The sequence below is a fragment of the Desulfoprunum benzoelyticum genome, from assembly GCF_014201505.1.
Lineage (GTDB): Bacteria > Desulfobacterota > Desulfobulbia > Desulfobulbales > Desulfocapsaceae > Desulfoprunum > Desulfoprunum benzoelyticum.
The window spans coordinates 73,696-99,117 of the sequence record NZ_JACHEO010000013.1 but is presented as its reverse complement, the minus strand read 5'-3'; the positions used below and the strand labels follow the sequence as shown (position 1 = coordinate 99,117).

The window sequence follows — 25,422 nt, the reverse complement described above, 5'->3', positions numbered from 1 at the left end:
TGAAGAACGGGAAAAGAGAGTGTAGTCTCTGCAAAAATCGCGTGTCAATGACCAAAATGGAGTGAATGAGGGCAGATAGGACGGGATGATGGACCAAAACCTGCGGCTCAAACTGTCGATCTGCACCGACCCGGTGCTGGTTGAACCGATCAGTGATTTCCTGCTGGGGGTGACCGAATCGGCGGTCGAGATCGATGTCGCCGACCAGGACGGACGGCAGTATCTCAATGCCTACCTGGCCGAGGCTGACATGGAGGAGGGGCGGCGACGCCAGATCATCCTCCAGATCGGTGCGTATCTCTCCGAATTGGCGAAGATTTTCAAGGTTTCTGAGCCATCTCTGGCTGTTTCTGAATATGCCGAGGAAGATTGGGGCAGTAACTGGAAAAAGCATTTCATCCCCTTTGCCATCGTGCCCGGCCTGGTCATCGCCCCGACATGGGAGCGGTACCAGGCGGCACCGGGGGAGCAGGTCATCGTGATGGACCCCGGTATGGCCTTCGGCACCGGCCATCATGCGACGACGAGCCTCTGCCTCGCCCTGGTCCGGGAGGTCGTGGAGAGGGGCGGCGGCAGCCGGGTGCTCGACGTCGGCACCGGCACCGGTATCCTCGGCATGGCGGCGGCGCTGTATGGTGCGACCCGGGTGCTGGCCATCGACAACGACCCGCTGGCGGTGGCGGCCGCCAGTGAAAATGTTGCCCGCAATGATCTCGCCACGGTCATGGAGGTCTCGGCGGCGGCGCTGGAGAAGGTGGCCGGTGGCTACACGCTGGTCGTCGCCAATATTATCCACGATACCCTCCTCGAAATGGCCGGGGCGCTGGCCCGCCTGGTCGAGGAGGGGGGCGCCCTGGTGCTGTCGGGAATCCTCCAGGGGGAACAGACGGAGAATATTGTCCATTGTTTTTCCGGCCTGGGCTTTGAGCCTGTCCGGATCGATCGGCTGGCGGAATGGTCGGCGCTGCTGTTGCGGAAGGGTAAGGGGTAGATTTCGGGCCTGCGGGGATGGATGGGGTGGGAGATGCGTCGTTTTGTATTCGATCCCGAGCGGCGGGATGGTGAGAAGGTCATCCTGTCGGCGGCAGAATCCTATCATATCACCAAGGTGCTGCGTTTGCATCCGGGGACCGGCGTCGAGGTCCTGGACGGGCGGGGCGGGGTGTACACGGCCGAGATCGTCGAGGTGGGGCCCAGCGTCGTCGTCAGATTGCTGGAGTTCCGGGAAGAGGGAGATGATGCCGGCCGGGTGCGGCTGTGGCTCGGTCAGGGCCTGCTCAAGGGCGGGAAGATGGACGGGACGGTGCAGCAGTGCACCGAGCTCGGCGTCTCCAGGCTGACCCCCTTCGTCAGCAACCGCTGCCAGGGGAGCATCAATGATCTGCGCGGCCGCCACAAGGCGGAGCGCTGGGAACGAATCGTCGTCGCCGCCTGCAAGCAATGTCGGCGCACCACCCTGATGCGGGTCGATGCACCGGTCGATTTCACGACCATGATCTCTCAGGTCGACCATGACTCCGGCACCCTGCGACTGATCTTCTGGGAGGAAGAACAGGAGTTTCGTCTCCACCAGGACCTGCTGCGGCCGGGGACGATCGACACGGTCTGTATCCTCCTCGGCCCGGAAGGCGGCCTGGCGCCGGCCGAGATCGCCGCCGCCCGGGAATCGGGGTGGCAGACGGTCAGTCTCGGCCGTCGCATCCTGCGGGCCGAGACCGCGACGCTCACCGCCGTTTCCCTGGTCCAGTATCTGGCCGGAAATCTCTGAGGGCGATCGCGTCGGGGCGAGAGGTGACAAGGGAATGGCGCGTTGCCGCCGGGGCCGATGCCCGGCCGGCGGCAGGAAGATGGATGGGAATCAGCTGGTGACGGAGGGCGTATGCCGGATGCGGGAATTGACAGAGTCCTCATTGCCGAGGACGAAATAGCACGAACGGTACGGCGGCTGGGGCGGGAAATCACGACCTGCTATTCCGGGATCGACCGGGAACTGGTGGTCGTCGGCCTGTTGCGGGGCTCCTTTGTCTTCCTGGCCGATCTGATCCGAGCCATCCGACTGCCTCTGGTCGTCGATTTCATCTCGGTTTCGACCTATGGCGACGGCATCGTCAGCAGCGGCGAATTGAAGGTGACGCTGGACCTGGAGCAGTCGGTCGAGGATCGTGACGTCCTGCTGGTCGAGGATATCGTCGACACCGGTCATACCTTCAGCCATGTGATCCGGATGATGCGTTCCCGCCGGCCCCGGTCGCTGAAGGTCTGCACTTTCCTCGACAAACCGTCGCGGCGCACCTGTGAAGTGGATATCGACTTCTGCGGCATCACCATCCCCGATGCCTTCGTCTGCGGCTACGGCCTCGATTTTGCCCAGCGCTACCGCAATCTGCCCTACGTCGGGGTGCTGAAGACCGACTGACGACCAATCGCCTCAACCGAGGACATGAACGAGGGCGAGGCTCAGCCAGGGCAGGTAGGTGATGACCACCAGGGTGAGAAGGAGGAGGGCGATGAACGGCAAAGTCGCCCGATACAGCTCGATCACCGGCCGCTCGAAGCGGTAGGAGGCCATGAACAGGTTGAGCCCTATCGGCGGGGTGCAGTAGCCGATCTGCAGGTTGGTGAGGAAGATGATGCCGAGGTGGACTGGGTCGACGCCGTAACCGGTGGCGATCGGCAGGATCAGAGGAACCACGAGGACCAGCGCCGAAAAGATATCGAGCAGAGTGCCGACGATCAGCAGAAAGAGGTTGAGCAGCAGCAGGAAGGTGTACTTGCTGCTGATGTAATCACGGATCAGGGCGAACAGCCGCATCGGCACTTCCTGGTCTATCAGGTAGTTGGTCGAGGCCATCGAGGCGGCGAGGATGATCAGGATGCCGCCGAACAGGACCATCGACTTGTTCATGATCGCCACTAGTTGTGCCGGCGATATCTCGCGACGGATGACGACCTCGACGATCAGGACATAGAGGGCCGTCACCGCCGCCGCCTCGCCGGCGACGAAGAACCCACCGTAAATTCCCCCCAGCAGAATGACCGGCAGCGGCAGTTCCCAGGCCGCCTGGCGCAGGACCAGGGCCATTTCCCGAACCGTGCGGCGCTTCTTGGCCCGGGTGGCGACGCCGGGACTTTTGGTGATGGCATAGGCCGTCAGCAGGGCCAGCATCAATAGACCGGGCAGGATGCCGGCGATGAACAGATGATCGATCCGCGATTCCGAGATGACACCGTAGAGGATCAGGGGCAGGCTGGGCGGGAAGAGCAGGCCGAGGCTGCCGGACGAGGTGATCAGTCCCATCGAGAACCGTTCCTGGTACCCGTCCCGCAGCAGCGCCGGCAGGAGCAGGCCGCCGAGGGCGAAGATTGTGACCCCCGAGGCCCCGGTAAAGGCGGTGAACAGGGCGCAGACAGCGAGCGACACCACCGCCAGACCGCCGGGCAGCCAACCGAGAAAGGTCTGTGAGAGCTGGAGGATCCGCTCCGGCGCCCGGCTCTCCGCGAGCAGGGTGCCGGCGAAGATGAAGAGGGGGAGGGAGACGAGCATCGGAGTCTCGGCCAGGCGGGACATCTCAATGATCACCGCCGACAGGTTTATGCCGGCGGTGTGGAAGGACAACAGGGCCAGGGCCGAAATGACAACGAAGAGCGGCGTTCCCAGCAGGGCGAACAGGAGGGTCAGCAGCTTGAGAGCGGTCATTGCCTGTCCTTTCGATGGCGTTTGATGCCTGCGCCGATGTCCTGATACAGGGCGATGGCGTAGCGGAGCGCGATCATGGCAAAGGCCAGGGGAAAGACCAGATTCCAGACCCAGGACGGCAGGGAAAACAGGCCGGGGCTGCCGTAGGTGATCTCGTTGTTGAGAAACACACAGGCGGCGTAGACCAGGGCAGCCGCGGTCAGGGCTGAAAGCAGGTGGCTGAACATGAAAATCCAGGGTTGGATTCTTTTTGGCACCAGGTAGGTGACGAGGTCGAGAGCGATATGTTTGCCGCGGGCGGTGGCCATTGCCGCCCCGAGCAGGCCGCTCCACAGCACCAGCTGCTGGATGAGGGGATCGGCCCACAGCAGTCCGCTCGAAAAGAGGCTGCGGAGGGCGATCTGCAGACAGGACAGAGACATCATCGCGATCAGGAGGAGACACAGGATCGTCTCCTCGATGCCGTTGAGCAGGCGGAGGATTTTCCCGGCTTCGGCGGTGGTCTCGCTGTTCATTGCGGCAGGCCTTTAGCGCCCGGACCGGAATTTCTGCAGCAGCCGGGTCGTCTCGTCATGGATTTCCCGGGAGAACGAGGAACCGATCACCGCCCTGGCGGTCTGGTCGCGAAACCCCTGCAGCTGTTCGGCGGCCTCGGCGGGAAAGGTCGTGAACTGCACGCCGTTTTTGGCGAGGATCTCCTTGGATTCCTCATTGCTCTGCCGGGTCTTGGCGATCAACGGCGGAAAGTACTTGTCGGCGGTGGCCTGGATGATGGCGACCTGATCCGGCGACAGTTTCGCCAGGGCCTTTTGGTCCAGCAGCAGGGCGCCGTAGGCGTAGCCGAAGGGGAGGTCATTGATATATCTGGCTTTGGTGAACCATTGGAGGACGATCGAGCCGTAGAGGGAGTTGAAGACGGTATTGACCATCCCGGTCTGGAGTGAAGACAGGACATCGGGGATCGACAGCTGGATCGGGGTGATGCCGAGCTGGGCGAGATAGGTGGAAGAGACCGGATCGCCGGCCGGGGTCCAGCAGGTGGCCCGCCGCAGCTCCTCGATGGTGGCGATCGGCCTGGTCGACATGGTGTAGATGAAGCCGACTTCGGTCATCGCGATCAGTTCCATCCCCTGCTCGGCAAACCGCTGTCTGAACTTCGGCAGGAGACCGCTGGTCACGGCATCGACCTCCTGGTATGTGGTGAAGAGAAAGGGCAGAGACATGATCCGGAAATCCGGGACGATCTGGGAGATGCCGGTCATCGTGAATCCGCCGCCCTGCAACTGCCCGATCCGCATCTTGCGATACATGGTCTGGTCATCACCCATGATGCCGCCGGCGTAGACCCGGAAACCGACTTCTCCCCCTGTTTTTTCCTCGACTTCCCTGGCGAATTCCTGGAACTGAAGGATCCAGACCGATCCTTCCGGGGCGAGGCTGCCGATTTTGAACAGATGCCTGGGCCGGGCGTCGGCCGGCTGGACGGCTGAAACCAGGATCAACAGGCCAACGACAAAGAGGGAAAGAAGAGGACGCATGGGGTCTCCTATCGGGTGGCGGTTCGATACACCATCATTCGGCGAAATACTCTTCGGCAAGCAGACGCACCGCCTTGCGCTTGGCGATCTGGTTGGCGAGGGCGGAATCCGGGGCCGCGGCGATGTCGAAGTCGATGACTTCGCCCAGCAGGCGGTCGTGCAGGTCTTTGTCCAGGGTCATCCGGGCCAGGGTTTCGGCATAGGTGGTGTGGACCAGCAGGAAGCGGTGCCGCGACAGTTCCAACGCCCTTTCGAAGTGGTGCCGGCTGGTCTCGGGATCGCCGCCCAGCATCGCCGGTCTGGTGGCCTGGAGGGCGGCGAAGAACAGATGGATCGAGCCGGCCTGAAAGGATTCGTCGAGGGCCAGCAAACGGGTCATGATTTTTTCAACGAGTACCAGATCCGCCATCGCCTCCGGCGAACCTTGCTGCTGCTGGATCCAGGAAAGCCACGCCATCGCCCCCCAGAACAGCGGGGGAACGTCGGCCCGGCTCAGAGCGGCGAGTTCGAGGTCGAGATCCTCTCTGCGGTCAGGGGCGATACCGGGCAGAATCATGGTGGTCAGGGTGGTTCCGTACATCCGGGCCTTGTCGGCGATGGCGCGGATCCTGTCCGTCTCGGCGCCGCACTCGCTCAGGGCGGTGATATATGAACCATAGGACTGGGCGCCGATCCGCAGCAGGGCGCGGTCCCGGGGCGAGGAGGCGATCATGCTGTCGATCGTCAGGAGGTAGGCCGGGGCCCCCTCGCAGACCAGATACAGGTCGGTCTGTTTCTGCAGATTATCGACTGTCGGCTGGACGATGGTGCCGGTGATGACCCGGGTGCAGGAGGTCAGACCAAGGGTCAGGAGGATCAGAACGATCGCCGGGATACAACAGCTCTTCGGTGTGCGTGCCATGACAGGTTCAGTCTGAGGGTTGGTCTGGGGCAAAAAGCACCCGGTTGCCTGAATATAGCTGGCAAACGGCAAGAGAGAAAGGGGAATTCGCAGGGAGGACGACAGGGGAAACGGGGGCGGCGGCGTTGGGGATAAGATCCGGACCGGTCCCGCTACCTCGCGTGGCGGCGATGTTTTACTGGAAGTATTTTTAGCTGTTCCCTGTACTTAGCCACAGTACGGCGGGCGATCTGGATGTTCTCTCTGGCCAGTATTTCAGCAATGTCGTTGTCGCTCAGGGGTTTCGACCTGTCCTCTTCCTGAATCATCTTGAGGATGGTGTTCCTGATTGATTCCGAGGCCAGGGCCTCACCGCCGTTACGCGGGATCGCGGTCGAAAAGAAATACTTCAGTTCATAGATCCCCTGCGGGGTATGGACGTACTTGTTGGAGGTGACCCGGCTGATCGTCGATTCGTGCATGTCGATGTCCTCGGCGACATCGCGGAGGATCAGCGGCTTGAGATGACCCGGCCCGTGCTCGAAGAATTCATACTGGAATTTGAGCAGACTCTCCATGACCTTGTAGATTGTCCGTTGCCGCTGATGGATGGATTTGATGAACCATTCGGCATTCTTCAGCTTGTCGTGGATGTAGTGGCGGGATTCCTTCTGCAGCTCCTTGTCGTTGAGCAGTTCCTGGTAATGGGAGGACAGCTTGAGATGCGGCAGATCGTCTTCGTTGAGGTGGATCACATACTCGCCGTCGATCTTGCGGACGTAGACATCGGGGACGATGTAGTTGGTGCTTTCCACGGCGTAGGGCAGCCCCGGATAGGGGGTGAGATGCTTGACGATGTATTCGATCGCCTTGGTAATTTCGGACTTCTTGTGGCCGGTGGCCCGCATCAGCGCCTTGTAGTTGCGGGTTTCGAGCAGGGGGAGATGGTCCCGGACGATTTTGGCGGCGAGGGAATCGGCCATTCCGAGCCGCTCCAGCTGCAGCAGCAGTGATTCGGTGACATTCCGGGCTGCGATCCCCGGTGGGTCGAGATCCTGGATGACTTCGAGGATATATTCGGCCTCATCGCGGCTGCATTCAGCCTGGGTCATGATCTCGTCGAGATCGACCTCGAGAAAGCCATAGCGGTTGAGGTTGCCGATGATGTAAAAGGCGATGTCCCACTCGTGGTCATCGAGTTCGGCATGGGCCAATTGCCACTGGAGATAGGCGGAAAGGCCCGGCTTTGCGGAGATGAAATCGAACTGCGACGGGGCGTCGGCGGCGGGGACTTCATGGGCGAAGGAAAAATTGCTGTCGAAGTTGTTGGCGTAATCCTCCCAGTTGATTTCGGAAAGATTGTCCGAGACGGCCACTCGTTCGGTATAGTCCTCCTCTCTCCCCGGTTCCAGGTTTTCGAGCGTTGAAGAGAGACTGTGGGATAGCTCGGTGGTCTCGTTTTGTGAGAGCTCCTCCTCCAGGGCGGGATTCTGCTCCAGTTCGGCCTGCAGGGCATTGGAGAGCTCGAGCCTGTTCAACTGCAGCAGCCGGATGGCCTGACGCAGCTGCGGCGTCATCACCAGTCTCTGGGCAAGTTTGAGCTGTTGTCGCAGTTCCAGTGCCATATATCTCTTTACATGCTGAAATTTTCGCCGAGGTACATCTTGCGGGCCACCTCACTTTCGATGATGTCTTCCGCCACGCCGCTGGTCAGGATCTGCCCGGCGTTCATGATGTAGGCGAAATCACAGACCTGAAGCGTCTCCCGGACGTTGTGATCGGAGATCAGAATGCCGAGGCCCTTGCTCTTCAGGCTGTGGATGATTTTCTGCAACTCGATGACGGCCAGAGGGTCGATACCGGCGAAGGGCTCATCGAGGAGGATGAAGCGTGGCCGGGTCGACAGCGACCGCATGATTTCGACCCGCCGCCGCTCGCCGCCGGAGAGGGCGTAGCCCTTGTTGTGGCGCAGGTATTCGATGCCGAGATCGGCCATCAACTCGTTGATCCGGTTGTTGATCTCGTTTTTGCTCAGCCCCAGCGGTTCGAGGATGATGCGGACATTTTCCTCGACGGTCAGCTTCTTGAACACCGACGGTTCCTGGGCCAGGTAGGAAATGCCCTTCAACGCCCGTTTGTGGATCGGCAGGTTGGTGATCGTCTCGCCGTCGAGCAGGACATGACCACTGGTCGGACGGATAAATCCGGCGATCGAGTAGAAGGATGTCGTCTTGCCGGCCCCGTTTGGTCCCAGCAGCCCGACGACGACCCCGGTGTTGACCTGCAGGCTGACGCCGTCGACAACCGTGCGGTTGCCGTACTGCTTGACGATATTCTTGGTTTCCAGCAGGGACATGGCGATAATGGTGCCGTTCTATTTCTGAATGATGGTCATATTGACCCGGCCCGGTTTCTTGGTATCCTTGCCGGAATCGCCGACCGTCGTTTTCGTGCCCTTTGACCCGCCGACGACCTCCGACCGTCCCTCGTCCATATAGTAGACAATCTTCTCGCCGCTGACCATATTCTGCCCCTGGTAGGCCTTGGCGTTGTCCATGAGGATGACCTGCCGCTCCTTGGCCAGGTAGATCATTTTTTTCGCGGTTCCGAGCCATTCCTTCTTCGAGACCTCGACATTGCCGTTGCAGATGATCTTCTCCACCTGCTGGCTGGCGGTCTTCTGCCCTTTCGTGTTCGTTTTGGCCTGTGAATAGTGAACGGTCATCTCGTTGGCGCGGATGCGCACATCCGCCTGCCGCGCATCGACATTGCCTGAAAACAGCACGGTGTTGGTCTTTTCGGTCGACGACATCCTGTCGGCCTCGATCTGGATCGGGGCATCCGCCGCAACCGCGGGCATGACGACGAGCCAGCAGAGGATGGCGGCAAGACAGGAGGATCTGAAACAGGTCGTGAATAATGGCATCATCGTCAATCTCCAGTGAACAGGGGAAAATCTCCTTTGCAATTACCGAGCCCATCGTAGCTTAATCCCTTCGAAATGTAAAGAAGGCTGTTCCCGTCGCACCGAAACAGTCCTTTACTAAACAGCGGCGACTCAGTACAATGCTTGCAGAATTGGGGCCTTGACCATGTTCATGACATGCTTTCCGGGTTGGAAATTCTATTTCGGCCCCTTAACAGAAAATTTTGCTCCGCTCACGGATAATGCAATGCAAGAAAGTATCGAAAAGGCAAAAATCCTCATTGAATCTCTGCCCTACATGCAGAAATTCAGGAACAAGGTGGTGGTCATCAAGTACGGCGGTCACGCGATGGTCGATGAGCACCTGAAGCGGCAGTTCGCGCTCGACGTCATCCTGCTCAAGCAGATCGGCATCAACCCGGTCATCGTCCACGGCGGCGGGCCGCAGATCAACCGCTTCCTTGACCGCCTCGACATCAAGCCCAGCTATGTCGAGGGGATGCGGGTCACCGACGGCGAGACCATGGATGTGGTCGAGATGGTCCTGGTCGGCAAGGTCAACAAGGAAATCGTCGGCCTGATCAACCACTGCGGCGGCAAGGCGGTCGGCCTGTCCGGGCGCGACGGTGATCTGGTATGTGCCAGGAAACTGCAGATGAGCAGTCGGGCCAAGGGTGACGACATCAAGGACGCTCCGCCCGAACTGATCGACCTCGGGCGGGTGGGCCAGGTGACCAAGATCAATCCGGAGGTCCTGGAAAGCCTGTCCCAGGCCGATTTTATCCCGGTCATCGCCCCGGTCGGAGTCGGTGAGGATGGGCAGGCCTTCAACATCAACGCCGATCTGGTGGCAGGAGCCATTGCCGGTGAACTGGCGGCCGAGAAACTGATGCTGCTGACCGATGTGACCGGGGTCAAGGACAGGCAGGGCGTGCTCATCGCTTCACTGTCCCGCCAGGATATCGAGCCGCTGATTGCCGACGGCACTTTGACCGGAGGCATGATCCCCAAAGTCCGGTGCTGTGAGGCGGCGTTGGCGCGCGGGGTGGCCAAGACATATATAATAGACGGCAGGGTCGAGCATGCGATCCTGCTCGAGATGTTCACCCGGGAAGGGGTGGGAACGGAGATTTGCTGATGACGACGAACGAGCAGTTGAAGGCCCGGGCCGACAAGGTATTTGTAGGAACGTATGCACGATTTCCGGCGGCGATGGTCAAGGGAGAGGGGTGCCGTCTGTGGGATGCCGACGGGCGGGAATACCTCGATTTTCTTTCGGGGATCGCGGTCTGCGCCCTCGGCCACTGTCACCCGGCGGTGACCGCGGCGGTCTGCCGCCAGGCAGCCGAACTGGTCCACGTCTCCAATCTGTACTATACCGAGCCCCAGACCAGGGTGGCCGAACTCCTGGTCGCCAACTCCTTTGCCGACAAGGTCTTCCTCGCCAACAGCGGCGCCGAGGCCAACGAGGCGGCGATCAAGCTGGCCCGCATTCAGGCGGAGGCGGGACGCTACCAGATCATCTCACTGACCGGCTCCTTTCATGGCCGGACACTGGCCACTGTCGCCGCAACCGGTCAGCCCCGCTTCCACAAGGGGTTCGAGCCGCTGCCGGAAGGTTTTCTCCATGCCCCGTTTGGGGATCTCGCCGCCATCGAAAAACTGATCGGGAGCCAGACCTGCGCCATCCTCTGCGAGCCGCTGCAGGGAGAGGGCGGGGTGCGGCCGCTGGATGCCGCATATCTGCAAGGCATCCGGGATCTCTGCACCAAACATGGTCTTCTGCTGATCTTTGACGAGGTCCAGACCGGTATCGGCCGGACCGGGACCCTGTTCGCCTATCAGCAGCTGGGGATACAGCCCGATATCATGACTGTCGCCAAGGCCCTCGGCAACGGTCTCCCGATCGGGGCGATGCTGACGACCGACGCCATCGCCGCCGCCTTTACCCCCGGAACCCATGCCTCGACCTTCGGCGGCAACCCGGTGGCGGCGGCTGCCGCCGTCGCCAGCCTGGAGATCATTGTGGCAGAGGGCTTTCTCCCGGGAGTACGGCAGCGGGGAGAATATTTTCAAGCGCAGCTGCAGCAGCTGGTCGCACGTTTTCCCGATCTGGTGGAGGGGGTGCGGGGCCTGGGGATGATATTGGGGCTGGTTCTGACGGAGAAAGGGACAGCCCTTGGCAGCGACATCGTCAAAAAGATGTTCGAGCGGGGATTCCTCTGTAATTTCGCCGGCAATATCGCCTTGCGTTTTGTGCCGCCGCTGATCGTCAGTGAAGAGGAGATCGACCGTTTCATTGGCGCTCTGGCCGATCTCCTGGCTGAGTATTGATGATGGAAAACGGAAGGAACCCCGCCGCCTGAGGATTTCCGGGAAAAATCTTTGCAAATGCCCTGCATTTCATGTAAAAATATTTCTTTTCTCCCTTGAAAATCAGTGTGAGACGGTGCAGGGAGATGAATGCCGGAGATCATGGTCGGCCGGCGTCAACCTTGGGTGTGGGCTATGGCAAAGCATTTACTTTCACTGGAAGAATTCTCAAGAGACGAACTGGCATATTTTGTCGAACGGGCGGTTCAGCTCAAGCGCGAACGCAACGAAGGAATGGCTCACCGGCAGCTGTCCGGTCGCACAATCGGCCTGATCTTCGAGAAACCCTCGACCCGGACCCGGGTGTCGTTCGAGGCGGCAATGTACGGGCTCGGAGGGCAGGTCATTTTCCTGTCCGCCCGCGACACCCAACTGGCCCGCTCCGAACCGCTGAAGGATATGGCCCGGGTCATGTCGCGCTATGTCGATGCGATGGTGGTGCGGACCTTCGGCCAGGAAGTGGTGAACGAGCTTGCCGCCTACAGTACCGTCCCGGTCATCAACGCCCTGACGGATCTTCACCATCCTTGCCAGATTCTCAGTGATATCATGACGATCCAGGAGAAGAAAGGTCCTCTTCACGGCCTGAAGATCGCCTGGATCGGTGACGGCAACAATATGGCCAATTCCTGGATCCAGGCTGCCGGCAAATTCGGTTTTGAGCTGGTCCTGGCCTGTCCCGCAGGGTATGAGCCTGATGCCGGGATCCTGGCTCGGAGCCGGGCCGAGGCCGCCGGCCAGATTGCCGTGATCCGTGACCCGGAGCTGGCGGTCATCGGGGCCGATGTCGTCAATGTCGATGTCTGGGCCTCGATGGGCCAGGAGGCCGAGCAGAATGAACGTCTCAAGATCTTCAGCAGCTATCAGGTCAACGCGGCGTTGATGGCCAGGGCCCCGGCGGAGTGTATCGTCCTCCACTGTCTCCCCGCCCACCGCGGCGAAGAGATCACCGACGAGGTCCTCGAGTCGGCGCAGTGCGTGGCCTTTGACCAGGCGGAAAACAAGATGCATATTCACAAGGCGATCCTCGAAAAATTCATCGCCTGAGAAGATTAGTGATACTTTCAGGAAGTGCCCGCATTTCCATTTTCAACTGAGGTAAACAGATATGGATGTACAAAAGATCGTTCTGGCCTACTCCGGCGGGTTGGACACATCGGTCATTCTCAAGTGGCTGGCCGAGGAATACAAATGCTCGGTGATCGCCTATTCGGCCGACATCGGCCAGGAGGAGGACTGGGAGGCGGTGCGGGCCAAGGGCTTGGCCACCGGGGCGGAGAAGGTCATCGTCTCCGACCTCAAGACCGAGTTCGTCGAGAACTATATCTTCCCGGCCTTTCGCTCCAACGCCATCTACGAGGGCTCGTACCTCCTCGGCACCTCGCTGGCGCGGCCGCTGATCGCCAAGGAACAGGTGCGGATCGCCCTTGAAGAAGGGGCTGATGCCGTCAGTCATGGCGCCACCGGCAAGGGCAATGACCAGGTCCGTTTCGAGCTGGCCTATATCGGTCTGGCCCCGAAACTGAAGATCATCGCCCCGTGGCGGCTCTGGGACCTCAATTCCCGGCAGAAGCTGGTCGAATTCGCTCAGCAGCATGCCATCCCGATCCCGGTGACGAAGGAAAAACCGTACAGTTCCGACGAGAACCTGCTGCACATCAGTTTCGAGGGCGGCATCCTCGAGGATCCGTGGAACGAACCGGATCCGGCGATGTTCAAGCTTACCGTCGCCCCCGAGCAGGCTCCCGACCAACCGACCTATCTCGAAGTCGAGTTTTGCCACGGCGACCCGGTGGCCCTCGACGGCCGGAGGCTCGATCCGTTGCCTCTGTTCCAGACCCTGAACAAGCTGGGCGGCGCCAACGGCATCGGTCGCCTTGATCTGGTGGAGAACCGCTTCGTCGGCATGAAATCGCGCGGCGTCTACGAGACCCCGGGCGGGACCATCCTGCGCGAGGCGCACCGGGCGCTGGAGACCATCACCCTCGACCGCGAGGTCATGCGGATCCGCGATTCCCTGGTGCCCCGCTACTCCGAGCTGATCTACAACGGCTTCTGGTTCTCGCCGGAGCGGGAACTGCTGCAGACGACGATGGACGCCTGCCAGCAGAGCGTCAACGGCACCGTCCGCCTCAAACTGTACAAGGGCAACTGCACCGTGGTCGGCCGCAGATCCGATCAATCCCTGTACCAGGAAAGTTTTGCCACCTTCGAGGAGGACACCGTCTACGACCAGGCCGATGCCACCGGCTTCATTCGTCTCAACGGCCTGCGCCTGCGGATCCAGGCCCTCCAGAAGAGATGACGGTATGAGCGAGGACAAGTCGGGTTCGGCAAAACTCTGGGGCGGGCGATTTTCCGCTGCCACCGCCGCCTCGGTCGAGGCCTTCACCGCCTCGATCCACTATGACAGCCGGCTCTACAGGTACGATATCGCCGGCAGCAAGGCCCACGCGACGATGCTGGCCGATCGTGGCATCCTCAGCCGCCAGGAGCTGGCCGACATCATCCGCGGCCTGAGCGAAATCGAGGCCGAGATCGATGCCGGGACCTTCCGGTTTCGACGGGAACTCGAGGATATTCATATGAATATCGAAAAGTCCCTGGTCGAGCGGATCGGTCCGGCGGGGGCGAGGCTGCACAGCGCCCGCAGCCGCAACGATCAGATCGCCCTCGACCTGAAGATGTACCTGCGCGACCAGTGCGACATCATCGGCGACCTGCTGGCCGGGGTGCAGACGGCCTTCGTTGTTCTGGCCCGCCACTATCTCGGCCAGGTGATGCCCGGCTACACCCATATGCAGCGGGCCCAGCCGGTGCTTCTCTCCCACCACCTGCTCGCCTACTATGAGATGTTCGGCCGGGACAGGACGCGGCTGGTCGACTGCCGCCGGCGAATGAACCTTTCCCCCTTAGGAAGCGCGGCGATGGCCGGAAGCGGTCTGCCGATCGATCGTGAACAGGTGGCGGCCGCCCTCGATTTCGACGGGGTCACCGCCAACTCCATGGATACCGTCGGCGACCGTGATTTCGCCATCGAGTTCGTCAGTTGCTGCACCCTGATCCAGCTCCATCTGTCGCGTCTTTCCGAGGAACTGGTGCTGTGGTCGACCGAGGAGTTTTCCTTTGTCGACATCGCCGATGCCTTCTGCACCGGGTCGTCGATCATGCCGCAGAAGAAAAACCCGGATATTCCCGAGCTGATTCGCGGTAAAAGCGGCCGTGTGGTCGGCAGCCTGATATCGCTCATCACCCTGGTCAAAGGCCTGCCGTTGACCTACAACCGTGATCTGCAGGAAGACAAGGAACCGGTCTTCGATGCGGTCGACACGGTCGCCGCCTCGCTGGCAATCATGGCCGAATTGCTGCGCAACCTGCGATTCAAGACGGAGAGGATGGCGGAGGCAACCCGTCATGGCTGCATGACGGCTACCGATCTCGCCGATTATCTCGTGGTAAAAGGTGTTCCTTTTCGAGAGGCCCATGGTATTGTGGGCCGTACGGTGGCGCATTGCATCGAGCAGGGGTGCGAACTGGAGGATCTGACGATCGAACAGCTGCAGCAGCACTCCAGGCTTATTGAAGACGATGTTTTTGAGGTATTGCGCGTCGAAGGTTCAGTCAACAGCCGCATCTCTATCGGAGGGACCGGGCTACGGCGGGTGGAAGAGGCGGTCAGTCTTGCTGAAAAACAAATGGGGATTGCGTGATGAGGATACTACACAGGGCCGTTGTCGCTGGGGCAAGTCTGTTGATGGGGGCATCCCTGCTGGTGGTCGGGGGCTGCGGATACAAAGATCATCCGGTGCCGCCGGCAACGGTTGTACCCGAGGCGATAAAGGATCTGCGCTATGAAACGGACGAGAAGGGGGTGACGCTGGCCTGGACCTATCCCAGGGAGACCATCCGGGGGAAAGACATCGAGGCGATATCCTCCTTCGAACTGTACCGGGCGGAAATCCCCCTCAAGGATTACTGCAGCACCTGCCCGATCCCCTTTGTCGACCCGGTTGAGCAGCCGGCAGGATTGACGACCGAAGACGGCAGGGCGAGAAAAGCCGCGTTCACCATGTCCGATCTCAAGCCGGGATACAAGTATTTCTTCAAGATCCGCTCCCGGACCAGCTGGTTCGCCGAGAGTGCCGATTCCAATATCATCACCTTTATCTGGCAGGTGCCGGCGAGGGCGCCGGAGAATGTCTCCGCCAGAGTCGGCAACAGGGAAATCGTCCTCAAATGGCAGCCGGTAACCGAGCTCCGCGATGGCGGTCCGCTGGGCCATCCTCTGCAGTACCAGGTGCTGCGCAGCACGAGTGGCCGGGATTTCGAAAAGATCGGGGTAGTCAAGGGGACGAGCTTTGTCGATCGCCAGGTGGCGCTTAAGCAGCAGTACACCTATCAGGTTCAGTCGCAGCTGCTGGTCGGCAAGGAAGTCGTGGCTGGCGGGATCAGCAAGCCGGTCTCCACCCTCGCCGCAGATCTGACCCCTCCCGCCGCACCGATCGGCGTATCCGCCATCGAAACGGATATGGGCATCAAGGTGTTGTGGGAAAAATCGGGTGAAGAGGACCTGGGCGGATACCGGGTCTACCGTCGTACCGCCTCGGCGAAGGAAATGATCCTGGTTGGGGAGGTCGAACCGGTCTATACCCTGTTCGTCGATACCAAGGCCGAACCGGGCGTACGCTACTACTATGCGGTGACGGCCATCGACCAGGGCACCCCGGCGAATGAGAGCGCAAAATCGGCCGAGGCGACGACCAGGGATTAATACGGTTATGCAATAGTGCCAGGTGAGGCCGTGCCTGGATGGTGAACCCTCCAAGCCCTCGGATTTTCCCGGCTGGAGGGTTCAGTTGTCTGTATCCAGCGGGAAGCGAATAGCCCCTCAGCCAGTAGACGTCATAATGAGCATGTTTCCGTTGGCCTTTGCCAAAATGAGCGGAGCCGGCAATGATTTCGTCATCATCGACCATCGTCGTCCCTTGCTTGCTCCTGCAGAGCAGCCTGATTTCGCCCGCAGGATCTGCCGGCGAAAATTCTCCGTCGGCGCCGATGGCCTGATCCTGATTGAAGACAGCTATGTCGCCGATTTCAAATGGCGATTCTACAATGCCGACGGTTCTGTTGCCGAGATGTGCGGCAATGGCGCCAGATGTGCCGCGAGATTTGCCTATCGATCCGGAATCGCAGGAAAAACGATGCATTTTGAGACCATCGCCGGGGTGATCGAGGCCGAGGTCCTGGACGAAGACGAAACCGTCAGCGTGCTGATGACCGATCCGGTCGATCATCAGCCGGATCGAACGATCGATGTCGATGGCCGATCTCTGACCGTCGATTCGATCAACACCGGGGTTCCGCATGCAGTTATTTTTATTGACGTGGAGACCATTCCCGTTAAAGAATGGGGAAGGGAGATCCGTTTTCATCGCGTGTTTCAGCCGGCAGGGACGAATGTCAACTTTGTCCGCCTGCTGCCGGACGGCAGACTTCATGTCCGCACCTATGAACGGGGCGTTGAAGACGAAACCATGGCCTGTGGCACCGGAGCGGTCGCCTCGGCGATCATCGCCGGTCTGCGGCGAAAGGTCCAACCGCCCGTACAGGTCGTTACCTCCGGTGGTGAACGACTGACAGTCGCCTTTGACCAGATGGAGGGGCGTGGTATCGGCAACGTTCGTCTGCAGGGCCCGGCGCGGCTCATTTACGAAGGGCTGCTGACCGTCGAATCCCTGCTCTGAGAGCAGCGGGGTTGAGCAAGGAAGACAATTAAGGCAGGATTTTTGGAGGAACGCAACATGAAGAAATTCCATGGCGCATATGTCGCAATAGTCACGCCCTTTATTGATGGTCGTTTGGACGAACAGGGGCTTGTCGATCTGATCGAGTTCCAGATCGCTCAGGGGACCCATGGAATCGTGCCATGTGGAACGACCGGTGAATCGGCGACCCTTGATTTCAACGAGCACAAGCGGGTCATCGAGCTGACCGTGCAGACGGTGGCCGGTCGAGTTCCGGTCGTTGCCGGAACCGGGGCCAACAACACTCTCGAGGCCATCGAACTGACGGAGAGCGCCAGGGAAAGTGGCGCCGATGCCGTGCTGTCGGTGACGCCGTACTACAACAAGCCGAATGCCGAGGGCCTCTACCAGCATTACAAGGCCATAGCCGAGGCCGTCGACATCCCGATGTTGCTGTACAACGTGCCGGGGCGGACGGCGATCAACATGCTGCCCGAGACCGTGGCCCGACTTGCCGAGGTCAAAAATATCATCGGCATCAAGGAGGCCTGCGGCAGCATCGAACAGATCAGCGATCTGATCCGCCTCTGTCCCGACGACTTCATTGTCCTTTCAGGCGATGATTTCACCGCGATGCCGACCGTGCTGCTGGGCGGCAAGGGCGTGATATCGGTCATCTCCAACGTCTATCCCAAAGGGATGGCCGAGCTGATGGAAGCGGCGCTGGCCGGTGATCTGGCCAAGGCGAATGCCCTGCATTACCGGATGTATCCCCTGATGAAGGCACTGTTCTGCGCCCCGAATCCGGTCCCGGCCAAAGCCGGGGCGGAATTGCTGGGCAAGATCCGCAGCGGTCTGCCCAGGCTACCGCTCGCTCCTCTGGATGCAGGCGGTATCGAGAAACTGCGATCGGCAATGGCCGGTCTGGGATTGATCTGAGCTGGGAGCAGTCAGCCGAACAGCAATACAGGAGGAGCGTCACCATGATCAAGGTCATTATCGCCGGAGCGACCGGCAGGATGGGGCGGCGTGTGGCCCATATGGTCGGCGAACATCCCCGGCTGGAGTATGCCGCGGCCTTCGAAGCCACCGGCAATCTCCATATCGGCAGGGATGTCGGCGAATTGCTGACCGGTACCAGGAGCGGCATTGTTATCCGTAAGGGGCTGGAAGCGGTGATCGATCAGGGCGATGTGCTCATTGACTTCACCTTTCACAAGGCAACGATGGAATTCGCCCGCCTTGCCGCCAGACACGGCAAGGCCATGGTGATCGGGACGACCGGTCTGTCGCCGGAGAACCTCGCGGAACTGAAGGAACTCAGCCGCAGTTTCCCCTGTGTTCAATCGCCGAACATGTCAATCTGTGTCAATGTCCTGTTCAAGCTGGCCAAGAAGACGGCGGCAGTTTTGGGCGACGATTACGATATCGAGATCATCGAGGCCCATCACAACCGGAAGAAGGACGCGCCCAGCGGGACCGCGTTGAAACTCGGGGAAATGGCGGCGGCGGGGGTGAACCGGAATTTCAGTGATGTCGCGGTCTTCGAGCGCAACGGCATTGTCGGTGAGCGCAAACCCCACGAAATCGGGATCCAGTCGATCAGGGCGGCGGATATCGTCGGCGAGCATACCATTCTATTTGCCGGACCGGGCGAACGGCTTGAGATCTCGCATCGCGCCCACAGCCGGGACCATTTTGCCAAGGGAGCGGCAACGGCTGCGGCCTGGGTCGTCGAACAGGAATGCGGCCTCTACAGCATGTTTGATGTCCTGGGGCTGCAGGATTTCTGATCCGGTTGAAGAAGGCGAGCGGGGTGGAGAGGGTATTCATCGGTCTGGGATCGAATCTGGGCAACGGCAAGGAAGTGCTGACCGCGGCCTGGCGGGCTATCGGTGAGGTGGACGACATTGCCACCGTTGCCCTCTCGCATCCGTATGTCTCGTCACCGGTGGGAATGACCAGCCCGAACTGGTTTACCAATGCCGTCGGTGAACTGGAGACGAGTCTTTCTCCTCTGCAGGTACTGACAGTTCTGCTGCAGATTGAAGCCGTGTTCGGCAGAGCGAGGAATGAGCGGGCCTTGGGCTACGAGGATCGTACGCTCGATCTGGATATTCTCTATTATAATGATATCACTGTCAATATCCCAGAACTTGTTCTGCCTCATCCTCGATTGCAGGGCAGGTTGTTCGTCCTGCGGCCACTGGCCGAGATCGCTCCCGAGCTGTGGAGCAGGGCCCATGCGAAAACGGTCAGGGAGATGGAAGCGGAACTTGTGGCGCACATGGCCCAGGGGAGTGTCCCATTGCAGGAGATTTTCCGGGAGAACTGGGATTGATTTGTATCTGATGTCATATTCTCCGGGTGATACTTAACCTCGGATACGTTTATTCTCTGCACGCTGGTAACGAGAGGAAATTGTGCTTCGGTTTGTCATCCTTGCCGTATTGGTATTTATCGCCTATCGGTTGCTGGTCGGGAGCCTGAAGGGCAGGCGGGAGGTCGAGAAGAAAGCGGGACCACCGAACAGCGACGCCAAGGTCAGCGATGTTCTCGTCGAAGATCCGGTATGCCATACCCTCGTGCCGCGACAGCAGGCCATCCATCTGCAGCACAAGGGTGAGATCATCTATTTCTGCAGCGAAAAGTGCTGCAATATTTTTATCCAACAGGGAGAAGAGAAATGAAATTCTTTATTGATACCGCTAACATAAATGAAATACAAAAAGGTGTGGAAATGGGGATGGTTGATGGCGTGACCACCAATCCATCTCTCATTGCCAAAGAAAACAAGCCGTTCGAGGAGATCATCAGCGAAATCTGTCAGATTGTCGACGGCCCGATCAGTGCCGAAGTCGTCAGTCTCGATACGGAGGGGATGGTCGGCGAGGCCCGGAAACTGGCGGCGATCAATGACAATATCGTTGTCAAGGTGCCGATGACCACGGAGGGCATCAAGGCGGTCAGGCGGCTTGCCGCCGAAGGAATCAAGACCAATGTGACGCTGGTCTTCTCTGCGGCGCAGGCCCTGCTCGCCGCCAAGGCCGGAGCGACCTTTGTCAGTCCCTTTGTCGGCCGGCTCGATGATATCGGCGTCAGCGGCATGGATCTGATCCAGGATATCATGACCGTATACAGCAATTACGGCTACGAGAGCGAGGTGATTGTGGCCAGCATCCGCAGCCCGCAGCATGTTGTCGATGCGGCTTTGATCGGGGCCGATATCGCCACCATTCCCTTCAAGGTTATCGCCCAGCTGGCCAAACATCCTCTCACCGACATCGGAATCGAGCAGTTCCTGGCCGATTGGGAGAAGAGAAAGAAATAGCGGCACCACATTCAATTTGCTCTCGAGAGGACTCGTGTGAAGAGACGATGTTCCTGGACAACGCTGGTGATGACAGGGGTGCTGGCCTGTTTCTGTGCCGTGGGTGAAGGGTGGGCCGACATGTTTGTCTGTGATGATGGCCGAGGTAGAATGCATTTTACGAATACGCCGACCGGCCAGAACTGCAAGCCCTTCACCCCTCGCCAAAAATACATTGAAAGTCCCCGTAACACTTACAGGGTGTACAAAGGGACATACCGAGGGACCATCTCGCCTTCGACCTACGACCAGTACATCAAGCGGGTCGGGAGCATGTACAATGTCGATCCGTACCTGATCAAGGCCGTGATCCGGACCGAGTCGGATTTCAATCACCGGGCCGTCTCCAGCAAAGGCGCCCAGGGTCTGATGCAGCTGATGCCGGGTACGGCGGCGGACCTCAGGGTCGAAAATCCTTTTAACCCGGGAGAAAATATTGACGGCGGAGTGCGCTACCTGCGCAGTCTTCTCGACACCTTTGACAATAATTTGATCCTGTCACTTGCAGCCTACAACGCCGGTCCAGGGTTGGTGAAGAGGGCCGGCGGGGTTCCCAGGATTCCGGAAACTATTGATTATGTGCGTAAAGTCATGAGCAATTACCGGATGTACAAGGCAAGTGGAGGGTGATGAAGGAGCCGTTGACCTGAACATCTGCGGTTGGTCCGAGGTGGTGCCGACAATGGTTGCCGGCCTTGCCGGGAACGATGCGGAGTCTCCCCCCTTTCTGCTTGACTGCAGGGGAAGTGGTACGGTATAAGTTTTCTCCAACGCCGGAGTGGTGAAACTGGTAGACGCACTGGACTCAAAATCCAGCGGGGGCAACCCCGTGTCGGTTCGACCCCGACCTCCGGCACCAGTAAATTCAAGGGTTTCAGGTTTTCATCCTGAGACCCTTTTTTTATTGTCTGGTTACGGTGGGACAGGCCCTGTCGTCCGAAAGGTCAATCTGTATTCAAAGACATCGATCTTCATTGCTCGGGCCGGCCCCGGAGTGATGCTCAATCTTCAGTGGGGATGTGATTGATTCTGACTGTTGATTTCGGCCGGCTCGACAACCTGGTCGCGGCTGAACTGCAGCACCTCGCCGTCGATAGTCAGTGCGGTCCACCCTCCCTTGGCGTCGCGGCCCTTGACGAGGCAGTCGATGGCCGTGCCATCGGCCAGTCTGAGGCCGCACTCCTGATCGGCCTGTCTGTAAAAAAGGTCGGTGAAGGTATTTTCCGCGCCAATGGCCATAAACCTGGCTGACGCCTGCTCGAAGGCGACTATCCGGGCGAACTCCTTCGGATCGAGATCGTTGATCTGCCGGCGCAGGCCCTCGATGTCGCCTTTGCGCGCGGCGATAACTCGCAGAGTGTTCTCGATCTCTCCCGTGTTGTCCGAGGGAATTGAAAAGAGGATCTGTTTCTGAATTTCAACTTCTGCTTCGAGATAGTTGATCTTTTTCAGGATCTGCTGGATCTTCCGGTCGCTCATCTTGCCATTCCTTTTGAAGATAAAAATTCCTGTAGTCAAACAGTTATACCCAGTGAAAAATTATCTGCAAACAATTAATGAATCATCAATTCCGGGTTGGACAGTCCGACGGCCATGACAGTTACATCCGTTACAGAAAGCCGATGGTCGTCCTGAAGGATCAGCGGCTTAAGAGGTCTGGAAAGGGATTCTTGCCCCCAAAACAAAACAGGACCCGGCGCCTCAGCGGCCCGGGTCCTGTTTTGAATGGGTTTCGATTGACGGCTCAGTCGAAGACGGGACGCGGTAGCACCTTCGCCTGCTCGGCGATCTGGGGCACCATGTGCTCCCATTCGATCGCCATTAAGTGGACGCCGTGGACACCCTTCATCGCCTTGAATTCCTCGATCTGTTCGCAGGCGATGTTGATCCCTTCCTGGGCGACCTTGCTCTTCTCGACCCCCTTGAGGCGGTTGATTATCTCTTCCGGGACGTCCATCCCCGGCACCTTGGTGGCCATGTACCTGGCCATACCGACGCTCTTCATCGGCGTGACCCCGCCCAGGATATAGACTTTTTCGGTGAGGCCCTCTTCATTGGCCAAGCGGATGAACTCACGGAATTTCGGCATGTTGTAGATGCACTGGGTCTGGATGAAGTCGGCCCCTGCCTCGATCTTCTTGGCCAGGCGGTGGACCCGCCACTCAAAGGGGTCGGCGAAGGGATTGCTGGCGGCGCCGATAAACATTTTCGGCGGTTTATGGATCTCGTTGCCACTCAGAAATCGGCCCTCATCCCGCATCTGTTTGACCAGGGCGATGAGCTGGATGGAATCGATATCGAAGACCCCCTTGGCATCGGGATGATCGCCGAACTGCTGGTGATCGCCGGAAAGGCAGAGCATATTGCGGATGCCCAACGCGTAGCCGCCGAGAATATCGGCCTGCATGGCCAGCCGGTTGCGATCCCGGCAGACCATCTGATAATTGGGCTCAAGTCCTTCGTCGATGGCAATCAGCGATGCCGCCCAACTGGACATGCGCACGACCGCCGTCTGGTTGTCGGTGATGTTGACGGAATCGACGTGTCCTTTGAGAAAGCGGGCCTTTTCCCTGACCTCGTCGACATCGGTGCCTCTGGGCGGCCCCAGCTCACCGGTGAAGGCGAACTGGCCGGATTTGAGAACCTTCTCCAAGTTACTGCCGGAACTGTACTTCGTTTCTGTGCTCATATAAAATCCTCTGCTACTTGATAAGGGTAAGAGGAAAAAAGATTTGGCTGTTGTATCCCGTTATTTTGCCATCCTTTCGGGTTTCTTGTACCCGGGTTGAATCAGGTTCCTTGGCGTTTGGTCGTTCCAGCCGCGGGTGGTGTTGATCTTCCTGATGGCATCGAGCCGGCCTTGACCCGAAAGCCGTTCATGGATCCTGAACCAGGCGCAGGGTTGGTCGGCGCTGATTTCACAGCTTCCCTTGTTGGTGCCGCCGCAGGGTCCGTTCAACAGCCCTTTCGCACACATGGTGATCGGGCAGATGCCGCCGGTGGTGCCGAGCACGCACTGGCTGCAGGAACGGCAGCGTTCTTCATACCAGCCCACGGCCTGATTGACGGCGAGCCCGGTCGTGTCGACCGCCGGGAAGGTTGGGATGCGTGGATACCTTTCGGCGAGAAACTGGATGCCGACCCCGCAGGCCATCGACAGCAACGCATCGAATTTTCCATCTGCGATCATGGTGTCGAGTTCGGCCAGGTACTCGCGGTCGCACTGCCGTTCGATGGTGTGCCCCTGAATGTCGAGGGGGGCGTCTTGAAGCCGTCTCGCCATCTCCAACTCGGTATTCAACACGGCGACCTCTTTTTCGCCGCCGGCCAGGCAGACGGAGACGCAGGTGCCGCAGCCGACGTTCAGGACCTTGTCATACCCTTCCAGCATCGCCATGATCTCGGCAAAGGGCTTTCTTTTGGCAACTATCATAATATCCTCCACAATGGACCGGGACTGATGCCGTCCCGGTCCAGGCAAATGCCAGCACCCCGCAGGGGGCACTCTTTTTAGTCCCCCCTCGAGGGGATAGGTACCTTCACGCAATTCATTGTATAAACAAGAAGTGAATTGCCAAGGTTCTAAAGACCGACACTCGCGAGGTCCGGTCCGAGATAGACCCGTTCGTTTTCACCCAGCATCCCCATCGACAGGCAGATGAGGGTCCATAGATGCACAGTATGCCAATGGCCGTTGTAGTGCTCGCACAGGTCATGGATCTGGGCATGGCAGTTATGACACGGGGTGATGGCATAGTGCGCGCCGGTCGCCATGATCTGCTCGGCCTTCACCCGTCCGTATTCACGGCGGGCCTCGGGAAATCCCGACTGCAGGAAGCCGCCGCCGCCGCCGCAGCAGTAGTTGTTGGATTTGTTGGGTGTCATGTCGATGAAGTTTTCCTCGCCGACGACCTTTTTGACGACGTAGCGCAGATCATCGGCCACCGGGTCGCCGAACGACTTCCTGACCAGCTGACAGGGATCCTGAACGGTGAAGGTGACCTTCAGATCCTTGTTCCAGTCGGAGCTGACCGGCAGTCGTCCTTCCCGGATCCACTTGGCGTAATACTGGATGATGCTGGCGATCTCAAACTTGTGCTCGATGTTGAATTTTTTCAGTCCGGCCCGGACTGCAAAGAGTTCGTGGCCTCATTCGGTGTTGAGCCACACCTTGCAGCCAAGGTCGTCGACCGCCTTGGCCTTGACCCGGATGATGTGTTCCCAGCTCTCGTTGTCGGCGAGGAACAGGCAGTAGTTTTCCGCCGCCCAACCCTTCGAGCCATAGGTCCAGTCGGCTTCGACCGTGTTGAGGATCTTCCACAGCGGGATCATTTCGTCCGGCTCGGTCACCGGCTCCCGCGAGTTCTGGTTGAGGTAGAAATAGGCTCCCTCCTTGTCCATCGGGGCCTGCAGATTCTCAAATCCCGCCTGGGTCTGGCGCACCTCCTCGGCGACGTCTTCGACCACGAAGCGCCAGTCCTCCTCGGAAGCCCCCATGGCGCTGCAGGTATCGCTGCGCAGGGCCATGTCGCATGAACCAAGGATGCCTTTGGGGCGCTGATCCCGAGGCCTGCAGCTCCGCAGGTTGAAGACCAGCTGGGGAATATCGATCTTCATCGGGCAGACGTAGATGCAACGCTGGCACATGGTGCACATCCACGGCCAGTTGGAGGCCAGCAGTTCCTCGTCCATCCCCAGGGCTGCCATGCGCAGCACCTTGCGGGGATCCAATCCTTCCAGCCCGGTGGCCGGGCAGCCGGAGGTGCAGGCCCCGCAGGTCAGGCACATGTCAAGGTTGCCGCCTTCGGGCAGCAGCGTCTTGACCGTGTCCATGAACCTGCCTTTCTTTTTCCAGCCTATCTTTATTGCTTCATCGTACATAATTGACTCCTAT

At 59.5% G+C, this 25,422-nt stretch carries 27 protein-coding genes and 1 tRNA gene; 17 read left to right on the top strand and 11 right to left on the bottom strand.

What is annotated here, in order from left to right; all coding sequences use genetic code 11:
- Nucleotides 1-85 precede the first annotated feature (85 nt).
- The 3 genes from prmA to hpt all read left to right on the top strand — a co-directional run bounded on the left by prmA (nucleotide 86) and on the right by hpt (nucleotide 2,416).
- The gene (gene prmA / locus HNQ81_RS11665; RefSeq protein WP_183351476.1) at nucleotides 86-991 is read left to right on the top strand and encodes a 50S ribosomal protein L11 methyltransferase; all 906 of its coding nucleotides are present in this window, start codon (nucleotides 86-88) and stop codon (nucleotides 989-991) included.
- Between the two features lie 33 nt (nucleotides 992-1,024).
- Nucleotides 1,025-1,768 (top strand): 16S rRNA (uracil(1498)-N(3))-methyltransferase, encoded by a 744-nt coding sequence (locus HNQ81_RS11660; RefSeq protein WP_183351475.1) that lies wholly within the window; start codon nucleotides 1,025-1,027, stop codon nucleotides 1,766-1,768.
- Nucleotides 1,769-1,879: 111 nt separating this feature from the next.
- Nucleotides 1,880-2,416 (top strand): hypoxanthine phosphoribosyltransferase, encoded by a 537-nt coding sequence (gene hpt / locus HNQ81_RS11655; RefSeq protein ID WP_183351474.1) that lies wholly within the window; start codon nucleotides 1,880-1,882, stop codon nucleotides 2,414-2,416.
- Nucleotides 2,417-2,428: 12 nt separating this feature from the next.
- On the opposite strand, the gene HNQ81_RS11650 is transcribed toward hpt, so the two are convergent.
- The 7 genes from HNQ81_RS11650 to lptA all read right to left on the bottom strand — a co-directional run bounded on the left by HNQ81_RS11650 (nucleotide 2,429) and on the right by lptA (nucleotide 9,044).
- Nucleotides 2,429-3,697: a TRAP transporter large permease gene (locus tag HNQ81_RS11650; protein ID WP_183351473.1), complete on the bottom strand. Its 1,269-nt coding sequence runs from the start codon at nucleotides 3,695-3,697 to the stop codon at nucleotides 2,429-2,431.
- A complete protein-coding gene (locus HNQ81_RS11645) occupies nucleotides 3,694-4,212 on the bottom strand; it encodes a TRAP transporter small permease (RefSeq protein ID WP_183351472.1) in 519 nt (172 codons plus the stop codon). Before HNQ81_RS11645 ends, HNQ81_RS11650 begins: the two co-directional genes overlap by 4 nt.
- Before the next feature lie 12 nt (nucleotides 4,213-4,224).
- Nucleotides 4,225-5,235 carry a TRAP transporter substrate-binding protein gene (locus HNQ81_RS11640; RefSeq protein ID WP_183351471.1) on the bottom strand — a complete coding sequence of 337 codons (1,011 nt, stop codon included), beginning with the start codon at nucleotides 5,233-5,235 and terminating at the stop codon, nucleotides 4,225-4,227.
- 34 nt (nucleotides 5,236-5,269) lie between these two features.
- Nucleotides 5,270-6,136, bottom strand: coding sequence for a TRAP transporter TatT component family protein (locus HNQ81_RS11635; RefSeq protein ID WP_183351470.1), 867 nt, complete (start codon nucleotides 6,134-6,136; stop codon nucleotides 5,270-5,272).
- A 152-nt stretch (nucleotides 6,137-6,288) separates the two neighbouring features.
- Nucleotides 6,289-7,740 (bottom strand): RNA polymerase factor sigma-54, encoded by a 1,452-nt coding sequence (rpoN, locus tag HNQ81_RS11630; RefSeq protein ID WP_183351469.1) that lies wholly within the window; start codon nucleotides 7,738-7,740, stop codon nucleotides 6,289-6,291.
- 8 nt (nucleotides 7,741-7,748) lie between these two features.
- Nucleotides 7,749-8,471: an LPS export ABC transporter ATP-binding protein gene (gene lptB, locus HNQ81_RS11625; RefSeq protein ID WP_183351468.1), complete on the bottom strand. Its 723-nt coding sequence runs from the start codon at nucleotides 8,469-8,471 to the stop codon at nucleotides 7,749-7,751.
- Between the two features lie 18 nt (nucleotides 8,472-8,489).
- Nucleotides 8,490-9,044 carry a lipopolysaccharide transport periplasmic protein LptA gene (gene lptA / locus HNQ81_RS11620; RefSeq protein WP_240191668.1) on the bottom strand — a complete coding sequence of 185 codons (555 nt, stop codon included), beginning with the start codon at nucleotides 9,042-9,044 and terminating at the stop codon, nucleotides 8,490-8,492.
- 244 nt (nucleotides 9,045-9,288) lie between these two features.
- Between lptA and argB the strand changes: the two genes are divergently transcribed.
- From argB to HNQ81_RS11550, 14 genes are all read left to right on the top strand, one after another.
- Complete coding sequence (argB, locus tag HNQ81_RS11615; protein WP_183351467.1) at nucleotides 9,289-10,179, top strand: acetylglutamate kinase; 891 nt, start codon at nucleotides 9,289-9,291, stop codon at nucleotides 10,177-10,179.
- A complete protein-coding gene (locus tag HNQ81_RS11610) occupies nucleotides 10,179-11,375 on the top strand; it encodes an acetylornithine transaminase (protein ID WP_183351466.1) in 1,197 nt (398 codons plus the stop codon). The genes argB and HNQ81_RS11610 overlap by 1 nt, the downstream gene beginning before the upstream one ends.
- Nucleotides 11,376-11,549: 174 nt before the next feature.
- Complete coding sequence (gene argF / locus HNQ81_RS11605) at nucleotides 11,550-12,461, top strand: ornithine carbamoyltransferase (protein ID WP_183351465.1); 912 nt, start codon at nucleotides 11,550-11,552, stop codon at nucleotides 12,459-12,461.
- A gap of 61 nt (nucleotides 12,462-12,522) precedes the next feature.
- Nucleotides 12,523-13,719, top strand: coding sequence for an argininosuccinate synthase (locus tag HNQ81_RS11600; RefSeq protein WP_183351464.1), 1,197 nt, complete (start codon nucleotides 12,523-12,525; stop codon nucleotides 13,717-13,719).
- Nucleotides 13,720-13,723: 4 nt separating this feature from the next.
- Nucleotides 13,724-15,124, top strand: coding sequence for an argininosuccinate lyase (gene argH / locus HNQ81_RS11595; protein ID WP_183351463.1), 1,401 nt, complete (start codon nucleotides 13,724-13,726; stop codon nucleotides 15,122-15,124).
- Nucleotides 15,124-16,185, top strand: a complete 1,062-nt coding sequence (locus tag HNQ81_RS11590) for a fibronectin type III domain-containing protein (RefSeq protein WP_183351462.1) — start codon at nucleotides 15,124-15,126, stop codon at nucleotides 16,183-16,185. Before argH ends, HNQ81_RS11590 begins: the two co-directional genes overlap by 1 nt.
- Before the next feature lie 136 nt (nucleotides 16,186-16,321).
- Nucleotides 16,322-17,158, top strand: a complete 837-nt coding sequence (gene dapF / locus HNQ81_RS11585; RefSeq protein WP_240191667.1) for a diaminopimelate epimerase — start codon at nucleotides 16,322-16,324, stop codon at nucleotides 17,156-17,158.
- A gap of 57 nt (nucleotides 17,159-17,215) precedes the next feature.
- Nucleotides 17,216-18,097, top strand: coding sequence for a 4-hydroxy-tetrahydrodipicolinate synthase (gene dapA, locus HNQ81_RS11580; protein WP_183351461.1), 882 nt, complete (start codon nucleotides 17,216-17,218; stop codon nucleotides 18,095-18,097).
- Nucleotides 18,098-18,141: 44 nt separating this feature from the next.
- Nucleotides 18,142-18,951 carry a 4-hydroxy-tetrahydrodipicolinate reductase gene (gene dapB / locus HNQ81_RS11575; protein ID WP_183351460.1) on the top strand — a complete coding sequence of 270 codons (810 nt, stop codon included), beginning with the start codon at nucleotides 18,142-18,144 and terminating at the stop codon, nucleotides 18,949-18,951.
- Between the two features lie 5 nt (nucleotides 18,952-18,956).
- Nucleotides 18,957-19,499, top strand: coding sequence for a 2-amino-4-hydroxy-6-hydroxymethyldihydropteridine diphosphokinase (gene folK, locus HNQ81_RS11570; RefSeq protein WP_183351459.1), 543 nt, complete (start codon nucleotides 18,957-18,959; stop codon nucleotides 19,497-19,499).
- A gap of 82 nt (nucleotides 19,500-19,581) precedes the next feature.
- Nucleotides 19,582-19,848 (top strand): YHS domain-containing protein, encoded by a 267-nt coding sequence (locus HNQ81_RS11565; RefSeq protein ID WP_183351458.1) that lies wholly within the window; start codon nucleotides 19,582-19,584, stop codon nucleotides 19,846-19,848.
- The gene (gene fsa / locus HNQ81_RS11560; RefSeq protein WP_183351457.1) at nucleotides 19,845-20,489 is read left to right on the top strand and encodes a fructose-6-phosphate aldolase; all 645 of its coding nucleotides are present in this window, start codon (nucleotides 19,845-19,847) and stop codon (nucleotides 20,487-20,489) included. The genes HNQ81_RS11565 and fsa overlap by 4 nt, the downstream gene beginning before the upstream one ends.
- A gap of 150 nt (nucleotides 20,490-20,639) precedes the next feature.
- Nucleotides 20,640-21,158 carry a lytic transglycosylase domain-containing protein gene (locus tag HNQ81_RS11555; protein ID WP_240191666.1) on the top strand — a complete coding sequence of 173 codons (519 nt, stop codon included), beginning with the start codon at nucleotides 20,640-20,642 and terminating at the stop codon, nucleotides 21,156-21,158.
- 142 nt (nucleotides 21,159-21,300) lie between these two features.
- A tRNA-Leu gene (locus tag HNQ81_RS11550) sits at nucleotides 21,301-21,387 on the top strand.
- A 149-nt stretch (nucleotides 21,388-21,536) separates the two neighbouring features.
- Here HNQ81_RS11550 and HNQ81_RS11545 read toward each other — a convergent pair.
- The 4 genes from HNQ81_RS11545 to HNQ81_RS11530 all read right to left on the bottom strand — a co-directional run bounded on the left by HNQ81_RS11545 (nucleotide 21,537) and on the right by HNQ81_RS11530 (nucleotide 25,409).
- Nucleotides 21,537-22,007 carry a hypothetical protein gene (locus HNQ81_RS11545; RefSeq protein ID WP_183351456.1) on the bottom strand — a complete coding sequence of 157 codons (471 nt, stop codon included), beginning with the start codon at nucleotides 22,005-22,007 and terminating at the stop codon, nucleotides 21,537-21,539.
- A gap of 265 nt (nucleotides 22,008-22,272) precedes the next feature.
- On the bottom strand, nucleotides 22,273-23,217 hold the full coding sequence (locus tag HNQ81_RS11540) for a methylenetetrahydrofolate reductase (RefSeq protein ID WP_183351455.1): 945 nt from the start codon (nucleotides 23,215-23,217) through the stop codon (nucleotides 22,273-22,275).
- Between the two features lie 60 nt (nucleotides 23,218-23,277).
- The gene (locus tag HNQ81_RS11535; protein WP_183351454.1) at nucleotides 23,278-23,961 is read right to left on the bottom strand and encodes a methylenetetrahydrofolate reductase C-terminal domain-containing protein; all 684 of its coding nucleotides are present in this window, start codon (nucleotides 23,959-23,961) and stop codon (nucleotides 23,278-23,280) included.
- A gap of 149 nt (nucleotides 23,962-24,110) precedes the next feature.
- Nucleotides 24,111-25,409 carry a (Fe-S)-binding protein gene (locus HNQ81_RS11530; protein ID WP_183351453.1) on the bottom strand — a complete coding sequence of 433 codons (1,299 nt, stop codon included), beginning with the start codon at nucleotides 25,407-25,409 and terminating at the stop codon, nucleotides 24,111-24,113.
- Between the last annotated feature and the right edge of the window lie 13 nt (nucleotides 25,410-25,422).